Genomic DNA, 25,620 nt, shown 5'->3' with positions numbered 1-25,620 from the left:
TCCATCGGATGTCGTGGATCGTTCGCCGCCCACGAAGCGTCGGACGGACCGGGACCGAGTCGCGACACACAAGAACACACGCATCACAAGAGAGAAGCGATCCATGAAAAAACTGCTGACCACCAGCCTGCTCGGCGCCGCGCTGATCGCGGGCGTCGCCCAGGCCCAGGACACCGAACAACTGCGTATCGGTGTCGACGTTCCCTACGAGCCGATGGAATATCGCACCCCGGACGGCGAACTGACCGGCTTCGACATCGAGCTCGGCAACGCCATGTGCGAACAGATCAAGGCCGACTGCGAGTGGGTCGTCCAGGCCTGGGACGGCATCATCCCCGGCCTGCTGGCACGCAAGTACGACGCCATCATGTCGTCGATGACGATCAACGACGAGCGCCGCCAGACCGTGCTCTTCTCCGATCCGTACATCAAGCCGCCCTCCGCCTGGTTCGCGGCTGCCGACAGCGGCATCGAAACCACCTACCCCGAGTCGCTCAAGGGCAAGACCATCGGCGTCCAGCGCGGCACGCTGCAGGACAACTACGTGACCGACATGTACGGTGACGATGCCAACATCAGCCGCTACACCACCGCCGACGACCTGGTACTGGACATGGATGCCGGACGCGTCGACATCGCCTTCCTCGATTTCCCGGTGGGCAAATCCACGCTGCTGGACAGCAAGGATGGCAACTACGTCACCGTCGGCGACATGATCAGCGAGCCGGAAAAATACTTCGGCGAAGGCTTCGGTATCGCCTTCCGTCCCCGCGACAAGGAACTCGCCGAGCGCTTCGACGATGCCCTGGCCACGCTGAAGGACAACGGCACCTACCAGACGATCTACGACAAGTACTTCAAGACCCAGCAGTGATTGCCGTCGGCGGCGGCGTTTTCCGCCTCCCGTCAGGTCCTCGAGCGCAAGGCCCCGATCCCCGGATCGGGGCCTTGTCGTTTGCGCCATCCGATGCGATCAGCTTCCCGGCCGTATGGCGGGTGCCGTCTCGGCATCCTCGCCTGTCGCCTCGCGTCGCGCCATGGCGAACTCCTCCTCCGGCGACAGGATCAGCCGATGACGACCGACCAGGGCGAAATAGGCGATCGCCACGGCGAACCAGACGATGACGCCGAGGATGCCGATACGGTAGGTGGGATCGCTCAACTGGAAAAATAGCGTCACCAGCGCGATGACGATGGTGACCCAGGCGCCGGACACCCCGAACGGGCTGCGGTAGGGGCGCGGAATGTCGGAGCGGTTCTTGCGCAGCAGGATGAACGACGCGGCCTGGGCGATGTAGGAGCACATGGCACCGAACACCGCCATGTTGAGCAGGGTGCCGCCGATCACCGCCGACCCCTGATCGATTCCCAGGCCGGTGAACAGTATCAGCATGATGACGAGCCCCAGGCAGGCACCGGCGATCATCGCCACGTGCGGCGTCTTGCGGGTGCCGTGGGTGACCGACAGCCAGGTGGGAAAGTAGCCGGCACGCGACAGCGAATAGATCTGACGACCCTGGGCGAAGATGATGGTGTGGAAGCTGGAGATCAGCCCGATGATCGCCACCAGCGCCAGTACCTTGGCCAGGCCACTACCGTAGATCGCCGCGAAGCCGTCCAGCAGCGGTTCGCCGCTCCGGCCGAGGGCGTAGGCCCCGACGCCGACCAACGAGGGGTTGAGGAACAGCACCATCGAGGCGGAGACGATCAGTGTGATCATCCCCAGAATGATGCCCTTGGGCATGTCCCGCTTGGGGTCGACCGACTCCTCCGCCGCCAGTGGCAATTGCTCGATCGCCAGGAACAGCCACACCGCAAACGGCATCGCCGCCAGCGCACCGCCGAGGCCCATCGGCAACAAAGGTCCGCCGCCGCCCTCCAACCGTTCGCCGTCGCTGCCGATATTGAGCGCCCAGGTGGAGAAGTCGATGTTGGGAATCGCCGATACCCAGAACACGATCAGCACCGCCAGCGCCATCAGTGTCACCGTCAGGGTCACCTTGAACGACAGCTCAACGCCGACGATGTTGAGCCCCACGAACAGGATATAGCCTATCACCCACCATAGCGGCTGCATCGCCGCCGGCGTTTCGAAGATGCTGCCCAGATAGGAGCCGATGAAGAAGACGATGACCGCCGGCGTCAGGATGTACTCGACGTTCTCGCACAGGCCGGTGATGAAGCCACCCCACGGCCCCATCGAAGAGCGCGCGAAGGAGTACGCCGCACCCGTGTGCGGTAACGCCGGGGACATCTCGGCGATACAGAATGTCAGCCCCAGATACATGATCGCAATCAAGGCGGTCGCGATCGCCATGCCGCCCCATCCGCCGATGGAGAGCCCCAGATTCCAGCCGGAATAGTGCCCGGAAATGACCGCCCCGACGCCCAGTGCCCATAGCGACCAGGGCCCGGCATATCGGCTAAGCCCGCGCTGTTCGAAGTAACTGGCGTCTTCCTGCCGGTATTGAATGTTGGAGGATTGCTGTTTCATGTCCGCCTCTCGCCGCTGTCGTTGTCATTGTTGTCGACGGTGCCGGCTCGTGAGGTCGGCCGCCGCATGCCACGTTCTGTCTCCCCATGACACGAGGAGAGCCTGCGCTTTCAGAAATACTGCAGACCCTGCTCGCCCGCAAATCCCATGACGCAAATGGAACAGTGACTAAGAGGAAGGAACGAGGAGAGCCGTCTCGCGGGTCGGGAAATCACCGCAATAATCACTGTGGACCGCTACGTAAGACAGCAATTGTTTACCGTTCTGATGTGGAGAGCCGCACTGGCTATCCGTATTCTGCTGGTAACGATAGCGCGTAGAACCAGTAGAGACAGACGGGGCTCTTGAAGGCACCGCAGATAAGGACGATTGCCCATCACTGGACGCTATCGCCACCGAATCGCAGGGGGTTCCATGGAGCAATGGCTCAGTACAACGTCGGGAGAGATCATCTTTTGGCTGGGGCTGTGCTCGATTGCCGTGATCTTTCGATATCGCATGCCAGGCTGGATCGCCCTGTCACTCCGACCGAACAGCGGCAGCGGCGCGGAAGCCGCCGTTCAGGTTGCCACCCACCCCGTCAGTGGCAAGCTTCAGGTCTATCATCTCTCACGCTGGTTCGACGCGGTCCTGATCGATCCCGCCAACCCCCCGCTACGTGATGGCGAGACCGTCTACCTGATCCGCTGGGAAGCGCGGCAGGCTTGGGTCAGCCGTGTACGCAGCCACACGCCGGCGCCACGACGTCACAGGCACAAGCGCTGGCAATGGAGCCTCCACTAGGCTCGACTGGGCTTTGCCGAGAGAGGGTAGAGGGTCGAGGATGCCTGGCCTCGGCACCTTCATCAGGTCGTCGACGGCTTGGCGAATCGCGCCACCAATCTCGCCATCCCCGGCCCGACCAGTACGACGGTAAACAGCCGCAGCGTCTGCAACGCCACCACCAGTCCCACATCCGCATGCGTATCGATCGCGATGATCGTCATCGAATCGAGGCCGCCAGGGCTCGTGCCCAGGTAAGCGGTAATGAAGGTGGCATGCATCAACAGCGTCATCAGCCAGGCGGAAACGGCACACAACGCAATCAGGACCAGCGAAGCGAAGATCATCTTGCCGAGCGAGCGCGCGATGTTGTGGACCGTCTCCCGGTCGAAGCGCAATCCCACGTAGGCGCCGATCACCCCGTAGGCCAGTTCGAGGAGCGGCTGGGGTAGCACGATGGTGATGACGCCGCTCAGGCTCAAGACGCTACCCAGTACCACCGGGCCGAGCAACGCGCCGGCGGGCAACCGCCGGTCGAATAGCCACACGCCGCCGACGACGATGGCGAGCGTGGCGGCGAAACTGCCCAGCTCTCCCAGGCTGCCGGGCAGGCTGGCAGCGTGCTCGCCGCCGCCACTGTCCGTCACGCCAAGGTAGTGGCTGACCAGGGCGCCCACCAGCACGACGCAGACCACGCGCACGTACTGCATCGCCGCCACGATCCGTGGATCGGCATCGCTCTCCTCGGCCATCGCGACCATCGCCGCGGCGGCCCCCGGCGTGGTGCCCCAGGCGGCCGTCGAGCCGGGCAACCCGCCGTAGCGCACCAGCCCTATGCCCACAATCAGGCTCAGCAGCAGCGTGATCGTCGTGGCGATCAGCATCACCGGCCAGGCATCGAGGATCTTGAACAGGACCGACAGGGTGAGCGTCTGGGCGATCAGCACACCGATCACGCCTTGGCTGAGCTTGAAACCGGTCCGAGGCAACTTCAGGCCGCCGACCATTACCCCGTAGACGATCGACACCGCCATCGGGCCGATGAACCCGCCAGCCGGCATGTGCACCGCATTCAACAACCGGTTGGCAATGACGCAGCCGATCACGAGCAGCAGCCAACGCATCCACGCAGGAGGACGGGAGCGAGATGGCGGGTTGCGGGGCACGGGAGGATCAGCGGGCAAGTTCGAACTCCGATAAAAGGCTAATGATATCAACTTTGGCCAAGACGCGGCATCGTTTGTCGACAATCTTTGGTTTCAAACTGTCAGTGACACATCGCCCCCACGCCGGGAACCACCGCTCACACGAACTCGGAAGGCTGCTACAGTCAATGGACCAGACGCGATGCCAGCCCCCGCCATGGAGACCGACATGCTTCGAAATCTCGTGACCTTCCCCGGTGCAGCCCTGTTGTTATCGCTCAGCGGCGAAGCTTTCGCCGCTGAGCCGGTGCAGAGCGGCCCGCCCAACGCGCCGGATCAGACCCCGGCATTCGACGGCCAGACCCGCGCGCCGGCGCTCGACGACGACGTCGCGCTCACGGCAACGCCGGTCACCGAGGGGCTGGCGCATCCGTGGGGCCTGGCTTTTGTCAACAACGACATGGCGCTGGTGACAGAGCGCCCCGGACGCCTGCGTGCCGTCGACCTGCACGCCGGAACGCTGTCCGCGCCCATCGAGGGGCTGCCGGAGATCGATACCCGCGGCCAGGGAGGCCTGCTCGATGTGGTGCTCGACCCGGACTTCGCCAACAACCGACGCATCTACTTCAGCTACGCCGAGCCGAGAGACGACGGCGAGAACGGCACTGCGGTCGCCCGTGGCGTCCTGAGCCACGACCACGGCCGGTTGACGGATGTCGAAGTGATCTTTCGCCAGACACCGGCCTGGAACTCCACCAAGCATTTCGGCTCCACGCTGACCTGGGACGAGCAGGACCGGCTCTACGTGACCCTGGGTGAACGCTCGCTGCCAGAACCCCGCCAGCTGGCCCAGGATCGGGATACGCATCTGGGCAAGGTGGTGCGGATCAACGCCGACGGTTCGATTCCCGACGACAACCCGTTCGCCGATGGCAGCGCCGGTCTGCCCGAGATCTGGTCGTACGGTCATCGCAACGTGCAGGGCGCGGCGCTACAGCCCGGCACCGGCGAACTCTGGACCATCGAGCACGGACCCAAGGGCGGCGACGAGCTCAACGTGCCCGAAGCCGGCAATAACTATGGCTGGCCGGTGATCACCTACGGCGAGGACTACAGCGGGGCGCCCATCGGCGAGGGCATTACCGCCAAGGAGGGCATGGAGCAGCCCATCTATTACTGGGACCCGGTGATCGCGCCGGGCGACATGACGTTCTACCAGGGTGACCGCTTCCCCGGCTGGCAGGGCAACCTCGTCATCGCGTCGCTGTCGCCAGGCGGATTGGTGAGGCTGACGCTCGACGGCAAGCGCGTCAGCGGCGAACAGCGTCTTTTGGAGAAGCTGGGCCGCGTGCGCGACGTCGCGGAGGGCCCCGACGGCGCGCTGTGGGTGCTGACGGACTCGGCCAACGGCGCGCTGATCCGGATCACCCCCGAACAGGAGTGACTCCCGCATTCAAAGCGGCAGGTGCATGATCGCGCCACGGATACCGTTGGCGTCGATCCACAGCTTGCCCAGCGTGATCGGCAGGCGGAATCGACGCTTGCCCGCCGCGCCGGGGTTGAACCATAGCTTCCGCTCGGCACCTTCTCCCCGCCATTCGTTGCGCGGCTTGTGCGAGTGGCCATGAAGCACCGCTTCGCAAGCCAGGCTCTCGTCCACATCCGCGACATCGTGGACCAGTTGCAGCGCCCGGCCGTTGATCACCAGCAGTCGATGGAAGGGCAGCGCCGCGCACGCCCCTTCCCGGTCGATATTGCCGCGCACACTGTACAACGGCCCCCGCTCGGCCAGGCGCTCGAGAATGGCCGGATCGCCGACGTCTCCCAGGTGAATCAGCGGATGACAGTCCGCCAGCAGCGCCAGCGCCTCATCACGCAGCAATCCGTGGGTATCCGAGAGGATCCCGACCGGAGACATCGTTTCGACAATATCTGCGGTGATGCTCATCGGTGACCTCCTGATGAAAAGTCGTGGCGACCGAGGCGTGCAAACGAAAACGGCCCCGAGGGGCCGTCTGAAACGTTGCACGAGTCCGCTTCATGATTTGACGCTGGTGGACTTGCCCATGCCCTCGTAGGTCATGTTGCCGTCAGCATCGACCTGGCAGGTCAGGTTGTACTTCGCATTGCCCTCGCCGAGCAGATCGACGGTGAGTTCATACGCCTCGCCCTTCTGGTAATCGCTGGCGTTGGTCTCGTAGATGGATAGCCCCTCCATCTTCTCGGCGGCATCATCTTCCTGCAGCGCGAGATCCTGGCACTGCTGCGCCAGCGCAGGCGCGCCCTCCGACTGAGTCTCGGTTTCGTGGGCCGCCTCCTGCTCGTTGGTCTGCGCCCCCTCCTGCTTGTTCACGTTGGGCTGATCGCTCGTCTTGTCCTGCGCCATGGCGTCGCCGGCGGACAGCAGCGTAGTCAGCGCCAGGCCCAGCCCGGCATTCATCCATTTAGACGACATTGCACCTCTCCCTGTTGTGCCATTTGCCTTCGCAGTATAGGAGAGCCTCGGCATCCATGAGGTTACCGATTGCAAGAGCGCGATTCGCAGGGCGCACTCAGCCCCAGAGACGTTGGGTGGCGATCGCCGCGCCTTCGCTCAACGCCTTGAGCTTGGCCCAGGCCACGTCCTGGGCGACGAACTCGTAGCTGGCGAAGGTACCGAAGCCGCAGTCGGTGCCCGCCACCACCCGCTCGCGGTCGCCGATGGCATCGACCGAGGCGCAGATACGGTTGGCCACCACTTCGGGGTGTTCGAGATAGTTGGTGGTGACGTCGATCACCCCCGGCATCAGCAGCATGTGATCCGGCAGCGGATGGGTCTTGAACGAGACCGTCTCATGCTCGTGGCGCGGGTTGCCCAGCGGGATGCTGAGCGCCCCCACCTTGGCCCGGTAGAGGATCGGCAACAGCTCGGCCACCGGCACGTCGTCCTGGTGCGGCCCCTGCCAGTTGCCCCAGCAGACGTGCAGGCGCACCTTGTCCGCCGGGATGTTCTCCAGCGCCAGGTTGATCGCCTCGACGTGCAGCTCGACGCGCTCGAGGAAGGTGCCCAGGTCGGCATCGCCGAACAGGATCACGCGCTCCATGGCCAGGTCCGGAGCATCCAGCTGCAGCACGTGGCCGGCGGCCACGATCGCCTCGTACTCCTGCTTCAGCTCGCGGGCAACGGCGAGCACGTAGTCGCGGTCGGTGGGATAATCGGGGTTGTCCTGGGCGCGCAGCATGGTGGTGGTGACCACGCCGGGGGAGGCCGCGGTCATGAAGGTCTCCCGCGGTGCCGGCTTGCCGGCAAGCGCAACCTCGAACGAGGCCAGCTCCGCCTTGACCCCGGCCAGCGTCGGGTCGTACTGAACTGCGCGCTGTGCCAGCGGGGTGTTCCACACCTTGGCCAGATCCTCGGAGACGCCGATCTGACGCGCCATGTGCTCGGCATAGCCCGGGAACTTCTGGATATCCAGCGTCGGCTTGCGCCGCCCCTCGCCGCCGAAGCCGCTCATGCGCTCGGTGACATAGGTCGAGAAACCCACCCGCGGCGCCTCGCCGTTGTTGATGCTGTCGAGCCCGGCGGCGAGCTGGGCGCCGATCACGCCATCCAGGCAGCGCGCGACCTCGGCCTCGAACGCCGCGCTGTCGACCGGCTTGCCCTGCTCGCGCAGGACCAGCATGCGCGACAGCGCCGGCGTGCGCGGCAGGCTGCCGGTGTGGGTGGTGATGATGCGGTCGCGGCTGGTCTGCATGGGGGTTCCTCGGCGGGATCGTAGTGATGAATCAGCCGCCAAGGATACCCAAGCCAGAGGCCAAGTAGACGCACGGCTGCATGAAAGTTGTGCAGCTCTATCATGAACCGGCCTCATGATTAGCGGCAACAGGCGCCTACCCACGAAAAACGCCCCGAGGGCGAACCTCGGGGCGTTCATTCAGCGGAGGCGACCGCGCCGGCCGACTCGTCGCCGGCTCAGTCCTCCAGCGCCTCCGGCAGGTCGGTGACCGCGCCTTTCGATGCGGAACTGACCGTCTTGGCGTACTTGGCCAGCGTCCCGCGGGTGTAGCGCGGTGCCGGACGCTGCCAGGCCGCGCGACGCCGCTCCATCTCGGCATCGTCGACGTGCAGGGTCATGACATCGTTCTCGGCGTCGATGGTGATCTCGTCACCGTCCTCGACCAGGCCGATGGGGCCACCGACGAAGGCTTCCGGCGTGATGTGGCCGACCACGAAGCCGTGGCTGCCGCCGGAGAAGCGACCGTCGGTGATCAACGCCACCTTGTCGCCCAGGCCACGACCCATGATCGCGGAGGTGGGCGTCAGCATCTCGCGCATGCCCGGCCCTCCCTTCGGCCCTTCGTAGCGGATGACGACGACATCGCCGGCGACCACGGTGAGGTCGTTGATGCGCGCCTGGGCTTCCTCCTCGGAATTGAATACGCGAGCACGCCCGGTGAAGCGCGTGCCTTCCTTGCCGGTGATCTTGGCCACCGCACCTTCGGGCGCCAGGTTACCGTAGAGGATACGCAGGTGGCTGCTCGACTTGATCGGTGCATCCAGCGGCTTGATGATTTCCTGCCCCGTCGGATAAGGCGTCACGCCGGCCAGATTCTCGGCCAGTGTCTTGCCGGTCACGGTCAGACAATCGCCGTGGAGCAGTCCCGCGTCGAGCAGGATCTTCATCATCGGCTGGATGCCGCCGATCGCCACCAGTTCGCTCATCAGGTAATGGCCGCTGGGGCGAAGGTCGGCGAGCACCGGCACGCGCTTGCCGATCTCGGTGAAATCGTCGAGCGCGAGTTCGACGCCGATGGTATTGGCCATGGCGATCAGGTGCAGCACGGCATTGGTGGAGCCGCCCAGGGCGATGACCACGGTGATGGCGTTCTCGAACGCCTTGCGGGTCATGATGTCCGAAGGCTTGATGTCCAGTTCGAGCAGCTTGAGCACGGCTTCGCCGGCAGCGCGGCTATCGTCCTTCTTGCTCTGGGACACCGCGTCCTGAGCCGACGAATTGGGCAGGCTCATGCCCATGGCCTCGATCGCCGAGGCCATGGTGTTGGCGGTGTACATGCCGCCACAGGAGCCCGGCCCGGGAATGGCGACCTCCTCGATCTGCTTGACCTCGATCAGCGACTTGTTGCCCTGGGAGTAGGCGCCCATCGCCTCGAATACCGAGACCAGGTCGGTGTGCCCGGCACCGGGCTGGATGGTACCGCCGTAGACGAAGATGCTGGGCCGGTTGAGACGCGCCAGGCCGATCATGCAGCCGGGCATGTTCTTGTCGCAGCCGCCGATGGCGACCACCCCGTCGAACCCCTCGCAGCCGGAGACCGCCTCGATGGAATCGGCGATGATCTCGCGCGAGGCCATCGAGTACTTCATGCCCTCGGTGCCGTTGGCGATGCCATCGGAAATGGTAATGGTGTTGAAGATCACACCCTTGCCACCGGCAGCGTCGGCGCCGTCACTGGCCGCTTCCGCCAGCACGTTGATATGGCTGTTGCACGGCGTCACCCGGCTCCAGGTCGAGGCGATGCCCACCTGCGGTTTCTTGAAGTCCTCGTCGGTGAAACCGACGGCGCGCAGCATCGCGCGGCTGGCGGCCTTGCCGGGGCCATCGACCACGTTGGCGGAGTGGCGGCGACGGTGGTCGGTATTTTCCGGGTAATCCTGACTCATCAAGCGCTCCTGTTTTCGTCTGTTCGCCTCGAGGACGATTCGGCTGCCTCGTCGGGCTAAGGTTGAGCGACACATGCCGGCTGAAGTGATGCAGCAAGAGATGACGGTCGGCGTGCATCGAGGTGTCACGGTCACATGACAATGCTCGGACGCGATGGCTCTTGTGAAGCGGCTCTCGTGAAGCGAATCGGACGCGCCCGATACAGAAAGGGTGGCCCCATTGTAACGGCACCGAGCGCGCGCGGACATCCGACGATGCCGGAAATCGCGCGTCTCTTGAGAGCGGCCATCCATGCAATACTGACGGGCGTTGCATTTTTCGCCCTCACCGAACGCCAAACGAGGCCGCCATGTTCGACTTCAAGGAAATCGAAGCCTTCGTCTGGATCGTACGCCTGGGATCGTTCCGCCTCGCGGCACAGCACCTGTACCTGACCCAGCCTTCCATCTCGGACCGCATTGCCCGGCTCGAGGACTTCGTAGGCGGGCCGTTACTGGATCGCGCCCAGCGTCAGATCCAGCCCACGCCGAAAGGCCGACAGTTCTACCGCCACGCTCAGCACATGCTGGAGACGCGCCAGGAAGCGATGGCGATGCTCGAGGCCAACAACCCTTTCCAGGGTGTGCTGCGCCTCGGCGTGGTCGAGACCATCGCTCACAGCTGGTTGCCGGCGTTCATTGCCGAGCTCGCCAACCGCTTTCCCGACATGACGCTTCAGCTCGAGGTGGATGGCACGCCGGGGCTCGCCAACCGCCTGCTCAACCGCCAGATCGACATGGCCTTCACGCTGGGGCCGGTCGATGCCCAGGACATCCTCAATCGTCCGCTGTGCCACTACCCGACCGGCTTGATCGTCAATCCGTGCCTGGCGTTCGATCCCGACACCTTTTCACTGGCAGCGTTGGAACGCAGCGGCACGCCGCTGATCACCTTCGCCAGCGACAGCCGCCCCTATCGGGAGTTGCAGTCTCTGTTGCATCAGCAGCGCCTGGAGCGGATCAAGCTGCACTGCTCCGGCTCGGTCTGGACCATCGTGCGCCTGGCGCTGGATGGTATCGGCGTCGGTGCCATCCCGCCCCGCATCGTCGAGCAGGAGATCGCCCGCGGCGAGCTCGTCACACTGCCCTGTGATCTGCCACGACTGGACTTCGCTGCCTCCTGGCCACAGCACATCGACAAGGCGCTGGCCGATGGCGTCATCGACCTGGCGATCGAACTCGGCCAACGGGACCAGCGCGAGCACGCCTGACGCTGAAAAGACTTTGCCGATGGGCCTCATGTTGGAGGGCTTTGTCGATGAACCTGACGTTGAAAGGTTTTACCGATGAAAGGGAATCATAAAAATCGATTGGATTGATGCGCCGTGAACCCATAGCGTTGGATTGCATAAGGTGGCGTCCGGCCTTGGCGGTCGAAGCTGCCACGACAATGACAATCAGGATCGATGAAATGACCTCTCTCGACGCCACCGTCTCTCCGACCGATGCGCGCGCCGCCATCCGTCGCGGCGACTGGTCCAACACGACCACCGGTATCGCCAATGGCTACGCCCAGGCCAATCTGGTCATCATCCCCGAGGCCTACGCCAGCGCCTTCCTGCGTTTCTGTATGGCCAATCGAGCGGCCTGTCCGGTGCTCGATGTCAGCGAACCGGGCAGCTTTCATCCGCAGGCACTGGGAGACGCGATCGACCTGCGCACCGACGTACCCCGCTACCGCGTCTACGAACACGGCGAACTGGTCGACGAGCCAGCCGATCTCGTCTCCCGCTGGCGCGACGATCTGGTGACCTTCTCGATCGGCTGCTCGTTCTCGTTCGAGGAGCCGCTGCTTGCCGAGGGCGTGCCGGTTCGCCATATGGCCGCGCGCACCATCGTACCGATGTACCGAACCCGTGTTCCGCTGATTCCCGCCGGCCCGTTCCACGGCAACTACGTCGTTTCGATGCGCGCCATGTCGCCGGCCGATGCCATCCGCGCCGTGCAGATCACCACCGACATGCCCAGCGTTCATGGCGCCCCCCTGCATCTGGCGCGACCGGAGCTGATCGGCATCGACGATATCCACAAGCCGGACTTCGGCGATCCGCCGGTGATGGAAGCCGGCGATATTCCAGTGTTCTGGGCCTGCGGGGTGACGCCGCAGGTCGCGCTGATGAATGCGAAGCTACCCTTCGCGATGGCACACGCGCCGGGGCACATGCTGATCACGGACGTGCCGAACTACCGTCTGAAGTATCGCTGAACCCGCCGCCGCGACAATGTCGCGGCCCGATTATCCATACGACCCGCACAACAACCTCAATAATGCGAGAGCCAAAGATGAAAACGATCCTCACCAGCCTGGCCCTATCTACTCTGACCCTCGGCCTGGCGCAGCCAGCGATGGCGGAGACGAATCTCAACGTCGTCGGCACCTGGAGCGCGGTCTCGCTGCACAAGAACTTCGAGGCACCGTTCTGGACCCGGACGCTGCCCGAAGCCAGCGATGGCAACATCAGCGTGCAGATGACGACCTTCGATCAGATGGGTATCGAAGGCAGCGATGTCTTCAACTACCTGAAAAACGGCCTGTTCAATGTCGGCATGACGTTCTCGGACTATGTCGGCGGCGAGGCGCCGGCGTTGGAGGGGCTCGACCTGCCGATGATGACCACCGACCCCGTCAAGGCACGCGAGGTCAGCGAGGCGTTCATGCCGATCGCTGAAAAGACGATGCAGTCTCACTACAATGCGCATGTGCTAGCGATCGCGCCCAACACGCCGCAGGTGGTGTTCTGCAACACGCCGATCACGGGACTCGGCGATCTGCAGGGCAAGAAGGTTCGCGCCAGTGGCCGCACCACGGCGGAGTTCCTCTCCGCCATCGGTGCCCAGAGCACGGTCATGGCCTTCAACGAGGTACCCGGCGCGCTGGAGCGCGGCGTGATCGACTGTGCCGTCACCGGCTCGCTTTCCGGCTACAACTCCGGCTGGCAGGATGTGGCCGATTATCTGCTGCCGCTACCGATCGGCGGCTGGGACACCGTCATTACCGCGGTCAGCAACGACACCTGGAACTCGCTCGACGACGAGACCAAGCAGACCATCGAAGACCAGATCGAACCCGGCTTCATCGATCCGGTGTGGAACAACCTGGCCAAGGACGAGCAGCAGGGCATCGCCTGCCTGACCGGCAATGGAGAGTGCGAACACGGCAAGCCGGGCGACATGACACTGGTCGAAGTGACCGATGCCGACCGCGAGCGCGCCCACCAGGCGCTGGTCGGTGCCGTACTGCCGAGCTGGGCCTCGCGGATCGATGACGAGACGATCTCGCTCTGGAACGCGAACGTCGCACCGCTGGTCGCGCTCCCCATCGTCAAGTAAACGGGTCGCAGGGCCGGGCACGCCGGTGCCCGGCCCTAGACACCCGATCTCAGCCGCCTGCAGGTAGTCAACATGCTCACTCTCGTCTCTCTGGTCGACGCCCTCGTGGGCGCCGTCCGTCAAATCTCGCGCTGGGCCGCTCGGCTCATCGGTCTGCTGCTACTGGCCGTCGTGGTCATGGTCATCATGGAAGTGGTCAGTCGCAAACTGCTGGGCCGCTCCTTCGAAGGCGTCCAGGAGTATGCCGGTTATGTCCTCGCCGTTCTTTCGGCCTGGGGGCTCTCACACACGCTGGTCGAACGTGCCCATATCCGCATCGATGTCGGCTACTCGAAGCTGCCGATCGCCGCCCGTGCAGCGCTCGATCTGCTCTCGATACTCGCCGTCAATCTGGTCGGCTGGATGATCGTCATCCACGCCTGGCCGGTGTTCTCGGGGTCACTCTCCAACCACACCACCGCCAATACGCCACTGTCGACGCCGCTGTGGATACCGCAGTTGGTCTGGGTGTTGGGCTACACCTGGTTTGCCCTTGCAGCGGCGGTGCTCGCGATTCGCGCCCTGCTGGCGGCGATCGGCGGCGATAGCGCTACGATTCGGGCGCTGATCGGCATGGGCCACGACGCCGACCCGCTCGAGGCCGCACCACTCGAAACCAACCAGCTCGAGGCCAGCGAGCGCGACAACGCCGCGGCAGGAGGAAAATCCTGATGCTTGCCTATCTCTCCATCGGCATTCTGGCGTTGCTGCTGACCGGCATTCCGGTCGCCATTGCGCTGTTCCTGCTCGCCTTCGGCGTCGATCAGTTCTTCTCGTTCTTCCCGCTGATGCGGGCGCTCGGCCAGAATCTGTGGTCGGCGGCCGACTCCTTTCTGCTCATTGCGATTCCGCTGTTCGTGCTGATGGGCGAAATCATCGTGCGCGCGGGCATCGCCGAACGCGCCTATCGCGCCATGGATCACTGGCTCTCCTGGCTGCCCGGCGGTCTGCTGCATGCTAACGTGATGACCTCGATGCTGTTCTCGGCGACCTCTGGATCGTCGGTGGCCACCGCCGCGACGATCTCCACCGTGGCGCTGCCCCAGGGCGACAAGCTCGGCTATCACCCGCGGCTCTTCTGCGGCAGCATCGCCGCCGGCGGCACGCTGGGGATCCTGATCCCGCCCTCGATCAACCTGATCGTCTACGGCTTTCTGACCGAGACCTCGATCCCCAAGCTGTTCGTTGCCGGGCTGCTGCCGGGGCTGCTGTTGACCGGCCTGTTCATGCTGACGGCAATCCTGTTCTGCGCTGTCAAGCCATCGCTCGGGGGGCCACGCAGTCACTCGAGCTGGCCGGAGCGCCTGCGTCATCTGAAGTTCCTGCTGCCGCTGCTGATCCTGTTCGTCGCCATCGTCGGCTCGATCTACACCGGCTGGGCGACGCCCACCGAAGCCGCCGCCATCGGCGTGGTGGTCGCGCTGATCCTCGCCGCGTTCAATCGCCGGCTGGACTGGCACATGCTGACCGAAGCGCTCGACAACAGCGTGCGCACCACCTCGATGATTCTGTTCATCATGCTGGCGGCCTCGTTTCTCAACTTCGCGCTCGCCTCGGCGGGTCTTTCCAACCAGCTGACGCAGCTGCTGACGCAACTGGACCTGTCACCGATGGCGCTGCTGCTCTGCGTGCTGGCACTACTGGTGGTTCTCGGTTTCTTCATCGAGACGCTGTCGATGATGGTGATCACGCTGCCGATCATCGCGCCGCTGCTGTTCGCCGCCGGCTTCGACAAGGTGTGGTTCGGCGTGGTGATGATCCTGTTCGTCGAGATGGCGCTGATCACACCGCCGGTGGGGCTCAACCTCTACATCGTCCAGGCATCCCGGCGCGGCAAGCCGTTCTCCGACGTGATCATCGGTACGCTGCCGTTCATCGCCGCCATGGTCGTGATGGCCGTGCTGCTGATCCTGTTCCCCGACATCGCCCTGTGGCTGCCGAACTCGCTCTGATTCGTCGCTTCATCCATGAACAGCAACACCCGACGCCGACTTCCGATCCAACGACAATTCAGGAACCGCTCATGCTGACTTTCGAAACGCCCCAAGGCTCCCTCAGCGTCACCCCGCAACGCCTGGCCATCGCCGGCTGGGCCGGCCGCGATCAGGCCGGTGTCCAGCACCATATCGAGGAGCTGGCCGCCATCGGCGTCAAGCCGCCGTCCAGCGTGCCGCTGTTCTACCGCGCCAGCGCCCAACTGCTGACCCAGGCGGAAAACGTCGAGATGCTCGGCGGCGAGGGCTCCGGCGAAGCCGAAGTCTGTCTGATCAGCGATGGCGACGGCCGGCTGTGGGTGACGCTCGCCTCCGACCACACCGATCGCAAGCTGGAAGCCGTGGGCGTGGCCGAATCCAAGCAGCTCTGCGCCAAGCCGGTCGCCACTCGGGCCTGGCCATGGGACGAGATCCGCGATCACTGGGATTCGCTGGAGCTCGAAAGCCGGATCGACGAGAACGGCCAGACCGTCACCTATCAAAAAGGCACGCTGGCCGAGCTGCTGGATGTCGAGACGCTGCTGGCCAAACTGCCCGCCGCGCTCAAGCAAGGCGAATCGCTGGAACCCAACACGCTGCTGCTGTGCGGTACCGTGCCTGCCATCGGCGGCATCCGGCCCAGCCCGCGCTTCTCGATGACGCTCAACGACCCGGTCCTCGACCGTCGTCTGAGCCACGCCTACACCGTCATCGAACTCGAGGTCGCGCAATGAGCTCACCAGAGACGCCACAGGATGCCGCGCCAGCGTTCTGGAACCGCCCTCCCCGCCAACGCCGTCTGACCGACTGGCAGGCGGCGATCGACGGCGGCGACTTCATCCCCGCCCAGGCGCTCGAGGCGCTGATCGAGCGGGCCCAGTCACAGGCCGACGTCGCCGCCACGGCCTTCATCGAATTCAGTGCCGACAAGCTGCGCGACCGGCTGGCGCACCTCGATCCCACCGAATCCCTGGCCGGCCTGCCGATCAGCATCAAGGATCTGTTCGATGTTCGGGGCGAAGTGACCAAAGCCGGCTCCCGCGTGCTGGGTGACAGCCCGCCCGCCCGCGACGATGCGCCCGCGGTCCAGCGTCTGCGCCATGCCGGCGCGCTGCTGACCGGGCGCACCAACATGAGCGAATTCGCGTTCTCCGGACTCGGGCTCAACCGGCACTACGGCACGCCGCCCAATCCGTTCGATGCCGAGCGCATCACCGGCGGCTCGACCTCCGGCGGTGCCGCGTCGGTCGCCTTTGGCCTCGCCGCCGCCACGCTGGGCAGCGACACCGGCGGTTCGCTGCGGATCCCCGCCGCCTTCTGCGGCCTGACCGGCTTCAAGCCGAGTCAGCAAGCCGTACCGGCCGAAGGCGCCTACCCGCTCGCGCCGAGTCTCGACTGCGTCGGCCCCATCGCGCCCAGCGTCGCGTGCTGCGCAAGCCTATGGTCGATTCTGGCCGAGCGGCCGCTGCCGGCCCTGGATGCCACGCCGCGACCGCTGCGGCTGGCGATCGCCGAAGGCGGCCTGATGAGCGAGCTCGATGACGCGGTTCGCGACGGCTTCGAGGCGGCCGTCGCTGTCCTCGAAGCCAGTGGGTGTCACGTCGAGCGTCTGCCGTTCGCGGCCATCGACGCTGCGCTGGCGATCAACCGGCAGGGTGGACTGGTGGTGCCGGAAGCGGCAGCGCTGCATCGCGAGCAGCTCGGGCGTGCGGAAGCCGAATACGATCCGCTGATCGCCGAGCGTCTGAAGGGCGGCCGGGACATCAGTGCCGCCGATTATCTTCAGCGCCTGTGGCCGCGGGCCGGCTGGCAGCGGCGCTTTGCGGCCGAGATGGCCGGCTTCGACGCCGTACTGCTGCCGACGGTAGCGACGTTGCCGCCAAAGCGAGCCGAACTCGAGAACGATGCCGCCGCGTTCCAGCGGGCGAATCGGCTGGCCCTGCGCAACACCAGCGTCTTCAACTATCTCGACGCGGCCTCGATCTCGCTGCCCTACTTCGCGACCGGCGCCGAACTGCCTATCGGCCTGATGCTGTCGCGCCCCGGGGGTGACGACGCCGCGCTGCTGCAGCACGCCGGCGTGGTGGAAGCAATGTTGCAAGCCTGATCCCCCGGCAATCGGTCGCGCCAGGGCGCGCTCGCCGGTGGTGTAGAAGGCCCCCAGGCCATGGGGTCTCTCGATCGCTCAGCGCCGGTCGGTGCCGGCGCCGAGCCGGGCGTTCAGTTTCCGGCCAATCTTGTCGATCAACCCCAGCGGCGGCATCGCCGGCATGTAGAACGGCGGGATCGGCGGGCGCGATGACACCGGCATGCCTTTCAATGCCACCGGCGGGCGAGTGTCGGCACGCTTCTGCCCGTCCGCGCGGTACCCCGCCAGCATCGTCGTCACCGCGATCAGAGCAAAGGCGATGAAGCAGAAGGCGTATCCCTGGCCGCCGATCAGATAGCCGGCCAGCGGCGAACCGACGATCTGTCCCACGGCAATCATCAGAAACGGCAGCCCAAGGCCAATGGCGGGCCGATCCGCGTAGAGCCGGATGCCCCACACGAGATAGACGCCGGTAAGCATGATGTAGGCGCCACCGAAGAGCGCGGCCGAGACGAGCAGCGCCGGCAGGCTGAAGGGCAGCATGGCGAGCAGGCAGAGCGAGAGCGCCAGCGCAGCGAGCGCGCCGCGATGGACGACATCGAGACCGAGACGCTTGACCAGATCACCCGCCAGCCCGCCAGCCAAGCCGGCAACGCCGATCAGAATCCAGACGATATTGGCCGTCGCCTGATCGAAGTGCCCCAACGTGACCACGGCCTCGCTCGAGAAGGTCCAGTAGGCGGCACTGGCCATGCCCATGCCGACGGCAGCCAGGACCAGCACCGCCACGTGGGAGCGCCAGATACCGGCACCGCGACCTTTTTTCAGTGGATCCGATCGACGATCGCCGGCATCCGCTCGCGGCACGCTGATCGACAGCAGCAGTGCATTCACCAGCGCGGCGACGGCAAAGGCCGCGTAGGCGATCCGCCATTGTCCGGTGGCGGCAAAGGCCACCGGGCCGGAGATCGCGACACCCAGGCTGGTACCGGCGTTGATGACGGTGTTGGCACGCCCCTGGTGGACGTTGACGATGGTGACGGAGACGGCCTGGGCCATGGGCGGCGATGCCAGCCCGGTACTGGCACCCGCCAGCAGAATGGCGCCGGCCAGCCAAGGCGCGCTGGTGCTGACGGAGATGGCCGCCATGCCCACCGCCGCGATCAGGGCGGCGATGACGGCCACTCGCCGAGCGCCGAGGCGTTCCACCAGCAGCGCGCTGACCACGATGGCGAGACAGTAGCCGAGATAGGCACCGCTCCCGATGGCACCGGCCATGGCCGAACTCATTCCGACATCCTCACGCATGCTGGGCAGGAAGAGCCCGTAGGCGAAGCGGGCCAATCCGTAGCTCACGCCAATCAGCATGGTGCCGGCAACGACGAGTCGACGTTCTTGGCGGGTCATATCAGGATCCTTTTTTGGCTGGCGTGTCGGGCGGCAGCAAGGCCGCGAGACGACGCCCTTGATGTAAAATGATCGTTTTCCTCACAGCCGAGACGAATCCGCCGGTCTTGGGCCGGAGAATCGGATCAGGGTCGTGTCAGGTCATGCTTGGCTGCGTCAGGACGAGAGCCCTTGGGTGCGTGCGCCCTCGATCAGGCGCCGTGCGGCGCGCCGAGCGCCATCGACGGCGGCCCCACCCCGGTAGGTCGCCGCATGGGTGGCGCCCTCGAACAGCAGCAGGATCGCTTCAGCCAGTTCGTCATCGGGGCGGCCGATCTCCACCACGACGATGCCCTCGATGCGTTGCCGCAGGCGATCCTTGTGCCGGGCCATCGCCTCGGCGATTTCCTGCACGTTGCCACCGGTTTCCCCCCAGGCTCGCAGGAACAGGCATCCTCTTGCGCCCTCCTCGGCGAACCAGGTTTCCAGCGCGCCGAACAGCGCATCGACGCTGTCACCGCTAACGAGCCGATGAAAGCGACGGTCGCGCTCGTTCAGGACCGCGGCCATCAGGCCGTTCTTGCTGCCGACATGCTTGTAGAGGGTGCGGCTCGAGATGCCGGCGGCCTGGGTCAGCCGGTCCATGCCGGTGGCGGTGAAGCCGTGGCGGTCGAAGAGCTGCTCGGCGGTCGAAATGAGTCGTGTGCGAATATCCATGTCGAGAGTGTAAAACGATCATTTTACACATGCAAACCGACATCTCGACGACGGAGCGCAACCCTGTCCGCCGGCGCCTTCATCGATGCTAAGATGCGGTCCCGTCCTTCGGAGAGTCGCTACCTGTGTCGTCAGCCCCGATCCCCCGTCCCCCGCTACCGGCCTGGCTGTGGCTCGTCGCCTTCGGCCTGGCGGCGATCAATCTGCGTGCACCGGTCGTGGTGATCGGGCCGGTGCTCGAACCGATCATGGGGACACTGGCCATCGGTGCCGGTACGGCGAGCCTCTTCACCACCGGGATGATTCTCTGCTTCGGCCTGCTCTCGCCGCTGGCGCCGGGTTTCGCCGACCGCGTCGGCCTCGATCGTGCCATCGCCTGCGCGATCACGCTGATCGCCATCGGCGGCGTGATGCGCGGCGTCGAGAGTCTGACGGTCATGCTGCTCGGCACGCTGTGCGCGGGGATGGGTATCGCCTTCGGCAACGTGTTCATGCCGAGCCTGGTCAAACGCGATCGCGGCGACCGCCTGGGCCGCACCATGGGGCTCTACACGGTGATGATGGGGGTCGGCGCCACGATCAGCGCCGGCAGCGCCATTCCGTTGATGAACCTGTCGGGAAGCTGGTCCACCCCGATCTGGCTGTGGGCCGCCTTCGGGATAGGATCCGCCATCGTGTGGTGGCGCGTGGCGCTCTCGCTGGGGCCCGAGCAATCGGCCGCTACACGGCGGCCGCCGATGTCGCGACTGTTCCGCAGCCCGGTGGCGTGGACGTTGACGCTGTTCATGGGCGCCCAGTCGCTGAGCTTCTACACGCTGCAGACGTGGGTGCCGGCGGTGGCGATCCAGGCCGGCGTGCCCGAGGCGACCGCCGGCATCATGCTGTCGCTGATCAACTTCACCAGTATCCCGGGCAGCTACATCGTCGCCCGACTGGCCTCGCGGCTGGCCCATCACAGCCTGCTGGTGCTCGGTCTCTGCTCGCTGGTGGCGCTGGCCCTGCTCGGGCTGCTGCTGGCACCGACTGCCTCGCCGCTGCTATGGGCGCTGTTACTGGGCGCCGGCCAGGGCGGCTGCTTCAGCTTCGCGCTGACCATGATCGTGCTGCGAACGAGACAACCCCAGCACGCCGCGATGCTCTCGGGCATGTCCCAGAGCATCGGCTACCTGATGGGCGCCAGCGGGCCGCTGCTGTTCGGCGCACTGCACGGACTGAGCGGCGACTGGCAGCTGTCGTTGATCTTCCTGATCGTGCTGCTCGCCGGCCAGAGCGTAGCCGGCATGCTGATCGGCCGGCCCAGGATGGTCAAGCTGGGAGAGGACTGACCGCCCTCGAGGACGTTCCGGCGGAAAACGCTTATCTCTCGCAGCGGCGATCTCTGATACGCTGACCTGTCCGATGCAGGCAAAATCCTGGGGTGCTCCGCGACAGGGGTGACGAGACCGGATCCGCTGTCAACCATCGATTGCCGACCTCGAGAAGTTTCCTCCCGAATCGATCACCGAGGACCGACATGGACTGGAACGTGGCTTATGTCTGGCTGGCCGTCGCACTGCTGCTGGGGCTGGCGGAGCTGGCTTCCGGCGCGCTGGTACTGCTGGCGCTAGCGATCGCTGCCGCCACCGCGGCGCTGCTGGCCTGGCTGGGTGCCTCGATGACCTGGCAACTGCTGGGTCTGGGACTCGTCGCCGGCGTGCTGCTGCCGGTGGTCATCCGGGTGATCCGCCCCCGATTCTCGCCGCCGGGCGTCGACTACGGCACCACGGGCACCGGCGTCGAGAAGGGCAACGAATACCGCACGCTCAAGCGCGATTTCGATGGCGCCAGCGGCATCAAGATCAACGGCGATTTCTATCGACTGAGAGTCGCCGATACCGACACGACCGAACTGCCTTTGGGCAGCCCGGTCATCTTTCAGCGTTTCGACGGTACCGAAGCCATCGTGACGCTGAAACGCCCACCGGAGTAACGTATATGGATATCTTCGCCAGCCCGGGGCTGATCCTCAGCCTGATCATCGTCGCCATCGGCGTGCTGCTCATCGTCAAGGGACTGGTGATCGTTCGCCAGTCGGAGGTGATGGTCGTGGAGCGATTGGGCTCCTTCAACCGGCTGCTCGAGAGCGGAATCAACTTCATCATCCCGTTCATCGAACAGCCTCGCGCCATCAGCATGATCCGCTACCGCAAGCAGGGCGAAGAGTATTATCCCATCGCCACCGACGAGATCCGCATCGATCGCCGCGAGACGGTGATGGACTTTCCCGGCCAGCCGGTGGTGACCACCGACAACGTGACGGTCACCATCAACGGCGCACTCTACTATCAGATCATCGACCCCAAGCGGGCCGTCTACGAAGTCGCCAACATGAGCCAGGCCGTCGAGGTGCTGGCCAAGACCACGCTGCGTTCGGTGGTGGGCAAGATGGAGCTCGACAAGCTGTTCGAGTCGCGTGCCGAGGTCAACAACGCAATCCAGTCCGCCATGGAAGAGCCGGCCTCCAAGTGGGGGGTGAAGATTTCCCGCGTCGAGGTGCAGGACATCGCCATGCCGGAAGAGGTGGAGAGCGCCATGCGCCTGCAGATGGCCGCCGAGCGCAAGCGCCGCGCCACCGTGACCGAAGCCGAAGGCGAAAAATCCGCTGCCATCGCCATGGCGCAGGGTCAGCGCGAATCGTCGATCCTCAACGCCGAGGGCGACAAGCAGTCCGCGATCCTGCGCGCCCAGGGCGAGCAGGAATCGATCAAGCTGGTGCTCAATGCCATCGGCGAGAGCGAAGAGAACAAGCGTACCGTGGTGGGCTATCTGCTCGGCCAAAGCTACATCAAGGCCCTGCCGACCATGGCCAAGGACGGCGAACGCGTATTCGTGCCCTATGAATCCTCTGCCCTGCTCGGCAGCATGGGCATGTTCCGGGAGATGGCCGGCTCACCGGAGGATGTCGTGGGCCAGCATGTCAGAAATCGCACGAGTAGCGCTGACCTGCGCAGCGGGATGGTCGGCGGGGCCGCCGGCCAAGGCTGACCGGCCGGTTTACGGCGCCAGTTGAAACGGATAGACGTTGCCGATGCCCAGCAGTCGGGTCAACTCGTCCAAAGCCGTGAGTGTCTCATCGGCGAGCTGCGGGTCGGCCAGTTCGTCCGGCGTCAGGCTGTCGCGGTAATGCCGCTCGACCCAGCTCACCAGATCGGCATACAGCGCATCGTTCATCAGCACCCGGCCGCTCAAGGCCTGACGCTCTGCAGCGGAGAGCACCACTCGCAGGCGCAGACAGGCCGGGCCGCCGCCGTTGCGCATGCTCTGTTTGACGTCCTTGACCGTGACCTCGCCGATCGGATTGTAGCCAGCCAGCAGCAGGTCCTGGATCGTTCGCCATACCGCCTCGTTCTCCTGGCACTCCCCCGGTACCACCAACGTCATGCTGCCATCTGGATTGGAGAGCAGTTGCGAGTTGAACAGATAGGTCGAGACCGCATCCTCGAGTCCGATCGCCTCGCTCGGCACCCGCACCGGTATCAGCGGCGACGACATCCTGGCGCGCAGCGCGTCCAGCGTCTTCTCTTCGTCGAGAAACGCCATCTCGTGATAGAGCAGCACCGGACCGTTGCCCACCGCGATCACGTCGTTGTGGAAGACACCGGCATCGATGGCGTCGGGGTGCTGCTGGGCGAAGACGACCCGGGCATCCTCGAGGCCATGCTGGCGCGCGATCGCCTGGCTCGCTTCCAGCGTCTGGCGGGCCGGATAGCGCTTGGGGGCACGCCCGCCACCGAAGGCCTGGCGGCCGTAGACGAACAGGTGCACGCCGGCTTCCCCTGGGTCGCCACACAAACGGGTGTGATTGGCCGCGCCTTCGTCGGAAAACGCCGGCGTCGCAGGCAACTGGGCGTGATGCACGAAATGACGCTCGTCGCGGAAGATGGCGGCCAGCACGCGGCCCGTGGTCTCGGGCTCGAGATAGCGATGAAAGCTCGACTGCAGGTTGGCCGGCGTGAAGTGCACCCGACCATCCGGCGCATCGGGACTCGGCGTGATCGTCGCCGCATTGGCGGTCCACATCGACGAGGCCGAACACACCGCGCGCAGAATCTGCGGTGCTTCTTGTCCGGCCCGCGCCAGCACCTCGGCATTGCTGCCGAAAAAACCGAGCGAGCGCAGCGCGCCCAGATCCGGACGCTGCTGCGGCGGCAGCACGCCCTGGGCATAGCCGGCATCCATCAGCGACTTCATCTTGGCCAGGCCTTGCAACGCCGCCTCGCGCGGATTGGACGCAAGCCCGCCATGGCGCATCGAGGCCACGTTGCCGTGAGCCAGCCCGGCATAATTGTGGGTCGGCCCGACCAGGCCGTCGAAGTTGACCTCGAGCACGTCGTCCTTCACCAGGTCGCCGCTCATAACACGACCCCAGGCGGCAGCTCCGTGGGCATGGTCAGCGTCTCCGCTTCCATCGAGGCCACCGGATAGGCGCAATAATCCGCCGCGTAGTAGGCGCTGGGGCGATGGTTGCCACTGTCGCCGATCCCGCCGAACGGTGCATCGCTGGAAGCGCCGGTGGTCTGGCGGTTCCAGTTGACGATGCCGGCCCGAATCCGCAGCAGGAAGTCGTCCCAGTCGACCTGATCGCCGCCGATCAGGCCGGCGGAGAGCCCATAGCGGGTATCGTTGGCCAGTTCGATCGCCTCGTCCCAGTGCTGGTAGCGATGGATCTTGAGCAGCGGACCGAAATGCTCCTCGTCGGGCACGTCGCAGCCGGTGACGTCGACCAGTCCCGGTGACAACAGACTGGTACCGGCCTGCAGCGACTGCATGCGTACCAGCACCCGCCCGCCTCGGGCCTCGAGATCGCGCTGTGCATCGAGCAGCCCCTCCGCCGCCTGGGGACTGACCAGCCCGGCGTAGAACGGCGCCGGCTCGCTGAACGGTTCCGCCACGCGCAGTTCGGCCAGCGTGCGTGCGAGCTTTTCGATCAGGCGATCGCCGGCCTCGCCCTCCGGCACGATCAGGCGACGGGCACAGGTGCAGCGCTGGCCACCGGAGAGGAAGGCCGACTGCACGACGGTCAGCACCGCCGCATCGAGGTCGCGCACGTCCTTGACCACCAGCGGGTTGTTGCCGCCCAGCTCCAGCGCCAGGATCTTGCCGACCTGACCGCCGAACTGGCGATGCAGCAATCCGCCGACCTTGGCGCTGCCGGTGAACAGCAGACCGTCGATATCGGCGTTGCCCGCCAGCGCCTGCCCCACTTCCGCCGCGCCCTGGACCAGGTCGATCACGCCGGCGGGCAGCCCCGCCCGCTCCCAGCACTGCAGGGTCAGGTCGGCGGTCATCGGCGTCTGCTCGCTGGGCTTGAATACCACGCAGTTGCCCGCCAGCAGCGCCGGCACGATATGGCCGTTGGGCAGGTGGCCCGGAAAGTTGTAGGGGCCGAACACCGCCAGCACCCCGTGAGGCCGATGGCGCAGCACGGCACGCGTGCCGCCGGCGTCGCGGGCGCGCTCGCCGGTGCGCTCGTGATAGGCGGTGAGCGAGATCGCGATCTTGCCGATCATCGCGCCCACCTCGGTGCGCGCCTCCCAGATCGGCTTGCCGGTCTCGTGGGCGATGCTCCGGGCCAGCGGTTCACGATTGGCCTCCAGCTCGTCACGAAAGCGCTCGACGATGGCCTGACGCTCGGCGAACGGTCGTCGCCCCCAGCCGGGGAACGCACGCCGCGCCGCCGCGATCGCTTCGTCGACCTGCTCGGGAGACGCCGCCGCGGCCTGCCACAGCACGTCGCCCGAGATAGGATCGCGCTTGTCGAAACGCGTGGCGGCGCCGTCGATCCAGCGACCGTCGATCAGCAGTTGTTGTGTGGCGTGCATATGTCGCTCCTGATTTTTCTGAAACGAGAAGGAAGAGATAAGAGGTCAGAGAAAAGAAGCAAACCCTGCGTCTTCCTTGCCAACTTCACGGCACATGGCGCCGCCGTCTTCTAGCCGCGTAGC

Annotated in this window: 23 protein-coding genes; 13 read left to right on the top strand and 10 right to left on the bottom strand. The window is 65.4% G+C overall.

Annotated elements, in window-relative coordinates; genetic code table 11:
- Positions 1–103 precede the first annotated feature (103 nt).
- Positions 104–874 carry an ABC transporter substrate-binding protein gene (locus F0A16_RS05055; protein ID WP_149434300.1) on the top strand — a complete coding sequence of 257 codons (771 nt, stop codon included), beginning with the start codon at positions 104–106 and terminating at the stop codon, positions 872–874.
- A 99-nt stretch (positions 875–973) separates the two neighbouring features.
- Here F0A16_RS05055 and F0A16_RS05050 read toward each other — a convergent pair whose 3' ends face one another.
- Positions 974–2,494, bottom strand: coding sequence for an amino acid permease (locus F0A16_RS05050; protein WP_149434299.1), 1,521 nt, complete (start codon positions 2,492–2,494; stop codon positions 974–976).
- A gap of 414 nt (positions 2,495–2,908) precedes the next feature.
- Between F0A16_RS05050 and F0A16_RS05045 the strand changes: the two genes are divergently transcribed.
- The gene (locus tag F0A16_RS05045) at positions 2,909–3,277 is read left to right on the top strand and encodes a hypothetical protein (RefSeq protein ID WP_149434298.1); all 369 of its coding nucleotides are present in this window, start codon (positions 2,909–2,911) and stop codon (positions 3,275–3,277) included.
- A gap of 62 nt (positions 3,278–3,339) precedes the next feature.
- Here F0A16_RS05045 and F0A16_RS05040 read toward each other — a convergent pair whose 3' ends face one another.
- Positions 3,340–4,440, bottom strand: coding sequence for an AbrB family transcriptional regulator (locus F0A16_RS05040; RefSeq protein WP_239023715.1), 1,101 nt, complete (start codon positions 4,438–4,440; stop codon positions 3,340–3,342).
- Between the two features lie 190 nt (positions 4,441–4,630).
- Between F0A16_RS05040 and F0A16_RS05035 the strand changes: the two genes are divergently transcribed.
- Positions 4,631–5,845, top strand: a complete 1,215-nt coding sequence (locus tag F0A16_RS05035; RefSeq protein WP_149434296.1) for a PQQ-dependent sugar dehydrogenase — start codon at positions 4,631–4,633, stop codon at positions 5,843–5,845.
- Between the two features lie 9 nt (positions 5,846–5,854).
- Here the strand turns inward: F0A16_RS05035 and F0A16_RS05030 are convergent, their stop codons facing one another.
- The 4 genes from F0A16_RS05030 to ilvD all read right to left on the bottom strand — a co-directional run bounded on the left by F0A16_RS05030 (position 5,855) and on the right by ilvD (position 10,063).
- Complete coding sequence (locus F0A16_RS05030; protein WP_223119711.1) at positions 5,855–6,349, bottom strand: metallophosphoesterase family protein; 495 nt, start codon at positions 6,347–6,349, stop codon at positions 5,855–5,857.
- A gap of 90 nt (positions 6,350–6,439) precedes the next feature.
- Positions 6,440–6,856, bottom strand: coding sequence for a hypothetical protein (locus tag F0A16_RS05025; RefSeq protein ID WP_149434295.1), 417 nt, complete (start codon positions 6,854–6,856; stop codon positions 6,440–6,442).
- 97 nt (positions 6,857–6,953) lie between these two features.
- Positions 6,954–8,135, bottom strand: coding sequence for a uroporphyrinogen decarboxylase/cobalamine-independent methonine synthase family protein (locus F0A16_RS05020; RefSeq protein ID WP_149434294.1), 1,182 nt, complete (start codon positions 8,133–8,135; stop codon positions 6,954–6,956).
- A 218-nt stretch (positions 8,136–8,353) separates the two neighbouring features.
- On the bottom strand, positions 8,354–10,063 hold the full coding sequence (gene ilvD / locus F0A16_RS05015; RefSeq protein ID WP_149434293.1) for a dihydroxy-acid dehydratase: 1,710 nt from the start codon (positions 10,061–10,063) through the stop codon (positions 8,354–8,356).
- A gap of 350 nt (positions 10,064–10,413) precedes the next feature.
- On the opposite strand from ilvD, the gene F0A16_RS05010 reads away from it, so the two are divergent.
- The 7 genes from F0A16_RS05010 (at position 10,414) to F0A16_RS04980 (ending at position 17,551) form a co-directional block, all read left to right on the top strand.
- On the top strand, positions 10,414–11,313 hold the full coding sequence (locus F0A16_RS05010; protein ID WP_149434292.1) for a LysR family transcriptional regulator: 900 nt from the start codon (positions 10,414–10,416) through the stop codon (positions 11,311–11,313).
- A 200-nt stretch (positions 11,314–11,513) separates the two neighbouring features.
- Positions 11,514–12,308 (top strand): putative hydro-lyase, encoded by a 795-nt coding sequence (locus F0A16_RS05005; RefSeq protein WP_149434291.1) that lies wholly within the window; start codon positions 11,514–11,516, stop codon positions 12,306–12,308.
- Positions 12,309–12,385: 77 nt separating this feature from the next.
- Entirely contained in the window at positions 12,386–13,432 is a 1,047-nt protein-coding gene (locus F0A16_RS05000; protein ID WP_239023714.1) for a TRAP transporter substrate-binding protein, read from the top strand.
- Positions 13,433–13,504: 72 nt separating this feature from the next.
- Entirely contained in the window at positions 13,505–14,143 is a 639-nt protein-coding gene (locus tag F0A16_RS04995) for a TRAP transporter small permease subunit (protein WP_149434289.1), read from the top strand.
- Positions 14,143–15,423, top strand: a complete 1,281-nt coding sequence (locus tag F0A16_RS04990) for a TRAP transporter large permease (RefSeq protein ID WP_149434288.1) — start codon at positions 14,143–14,145, stop codon at positions 15,421–15,423. Before F0A16_RS04995 ends, F0A16_RS04990 begins: the two co-directional genes overlap by 1 nt.
- 71 nt (positions 15,424–15,494) lie before the next feature.
- Positions 15,495–16,178, top strand: coding sequence for a DUF2848 domain-containing protein (locus F0A16_RS04985; protein WP_149434287.1), 684 nt, complete (start codon positions 15,495–15,497; stop codon positions 16,176–16,178).
- The gene (locus tag F0A16_RS04980; RefSeq protein WP_149434286.1) at positions 16,175–17,551 is read left to right on the top strand and encodes an amidase; all 1,377 of its coding nucleotides are present in this window, start codon (positions 16,175–16,177) and stop codon (positions 17,549–17,551) included. Before F0A16_RS04985 ends, F0A16_RS04980 begins: the two co-directional genes overlap by 4 nt.
- A gap of 78 nt (positions 17,552–17,629) precedes the next feature.
- Here F0A16_RS04980 and F0A16_RS04975 read toward each other — a convergent pair whose 3' ends face one another.
- Together F0A16_RS04975 and F0A16_RS04970 are read right to left on the bottom strand one after the other, a co-directional pair.
- Entirely contained in the window at positions 17,630–18,940 is a 1,311-nt protein-coding gene (locus tag F0A16_RS04975; protein WP_149434285.1) for an MFS transporter, read from the bottom strand.
- A gap of 156 nt (positions 18,941–19,096) precedes the next feature.
- Entirely contained in the window at positions 19,097–19,636 is a 540-nt protein-coding gene (locus F0A16_RS04970) for a TetR/AcrR family transcriptional regulator (protein ID WP_149434284.1), read from the bottom strand.
- Between the two features lie 125 nt (positions 19,637–19,761).
- On the opposite strand from F0A16_RS04970, the gene F0A16_RS04965 reads away from it, so the two are divergent.
- The 3 genes from F0A16_RS04965 to F0A16_RS04955 all read left to right on the top strand — a co-directional run bounded on the left by F0A16_RS04965 (position 19,762) and on the right by F0A16_RS04955 (position 22,660).
- On the top strand, positions 19,762–20,961 hold the full coding sequence (locus F0A16_RS04965) for an MFS transporter (RefSeq protein ID WP_149434283.1): 1,200 nt from the start codon (positions 19,762–19,764) through the stop codon (positions 20,959–20,961).
- 188 nt (positions 20,962–21,149) lie between these two features.
- Positions 21,150–21,605 carry a nodulation efficiency, NfeD-like protein gene (locus tag F0A16_RS04960; RefSeq protein ID WP_149434282.1) on the top strand — a complete coding sequence of 152 codons (456 nt, stop codon included), beginning with the start codon at positions 21,150–21,152 and terminating at the stop codon, positions 21,603–21,605.
- 5 nt (positions 21,606–21,610) lie between these two features.
- Positions 21,611–22,660: an SPFH domain-containing protein gene (locus F0A16_RS04955; protein ID WP_149434281.1), complete on the top strand. Its 1,050-nt coding sequence runs from the start codon at positions 21,611–21,613 to the stop codon at positions 22,658–22,660.
- Positions 22,661–22,669: 9 nt separating this feature from the next.
- On the opposite strand, the gene astB is transcribed toward F0A16_RS04955, so the two are convergent.
- Complete coding sequence (gene astB, locus F0A16_RS04950; protein WP_149434280.1) at positions 22,670–24,031, bottom strand: N-succinylarginine dihydrolase; 1,362 nt, start codon at positions 24,029–24,031, stop codon at positions 22,670–22,672.
- Complete coding sequence (astD, locus tag F0A16_RS04945; protein ID WP_149434279.1) at positions 24,028–25,497, bottom strand: succinylglutamate-semialdehyde dehydrogenase; 1,470 nt, start codon at positions 25,495–25,497, stop codon at positions 24,028–24,030. Before astD ends, astB begins: the two co-directional genes overlap by 4 nt.
- Positions 25,498–25,620 lie beyond the last annotated feature (123 nt).

Source organism: Salinicola corii, from assembly GCF_008298015.1.
Taxonomy (GTDB): domain Bacteria; phylum Pseudomonadota; class Gammaproteobacteria; order Pseudomonadales; family Halomonadaceae; genus Salinicola; species Salinicola corii.
This window is presented reverse-complemented; position numbering and strand designations above follow the sequence as displayed.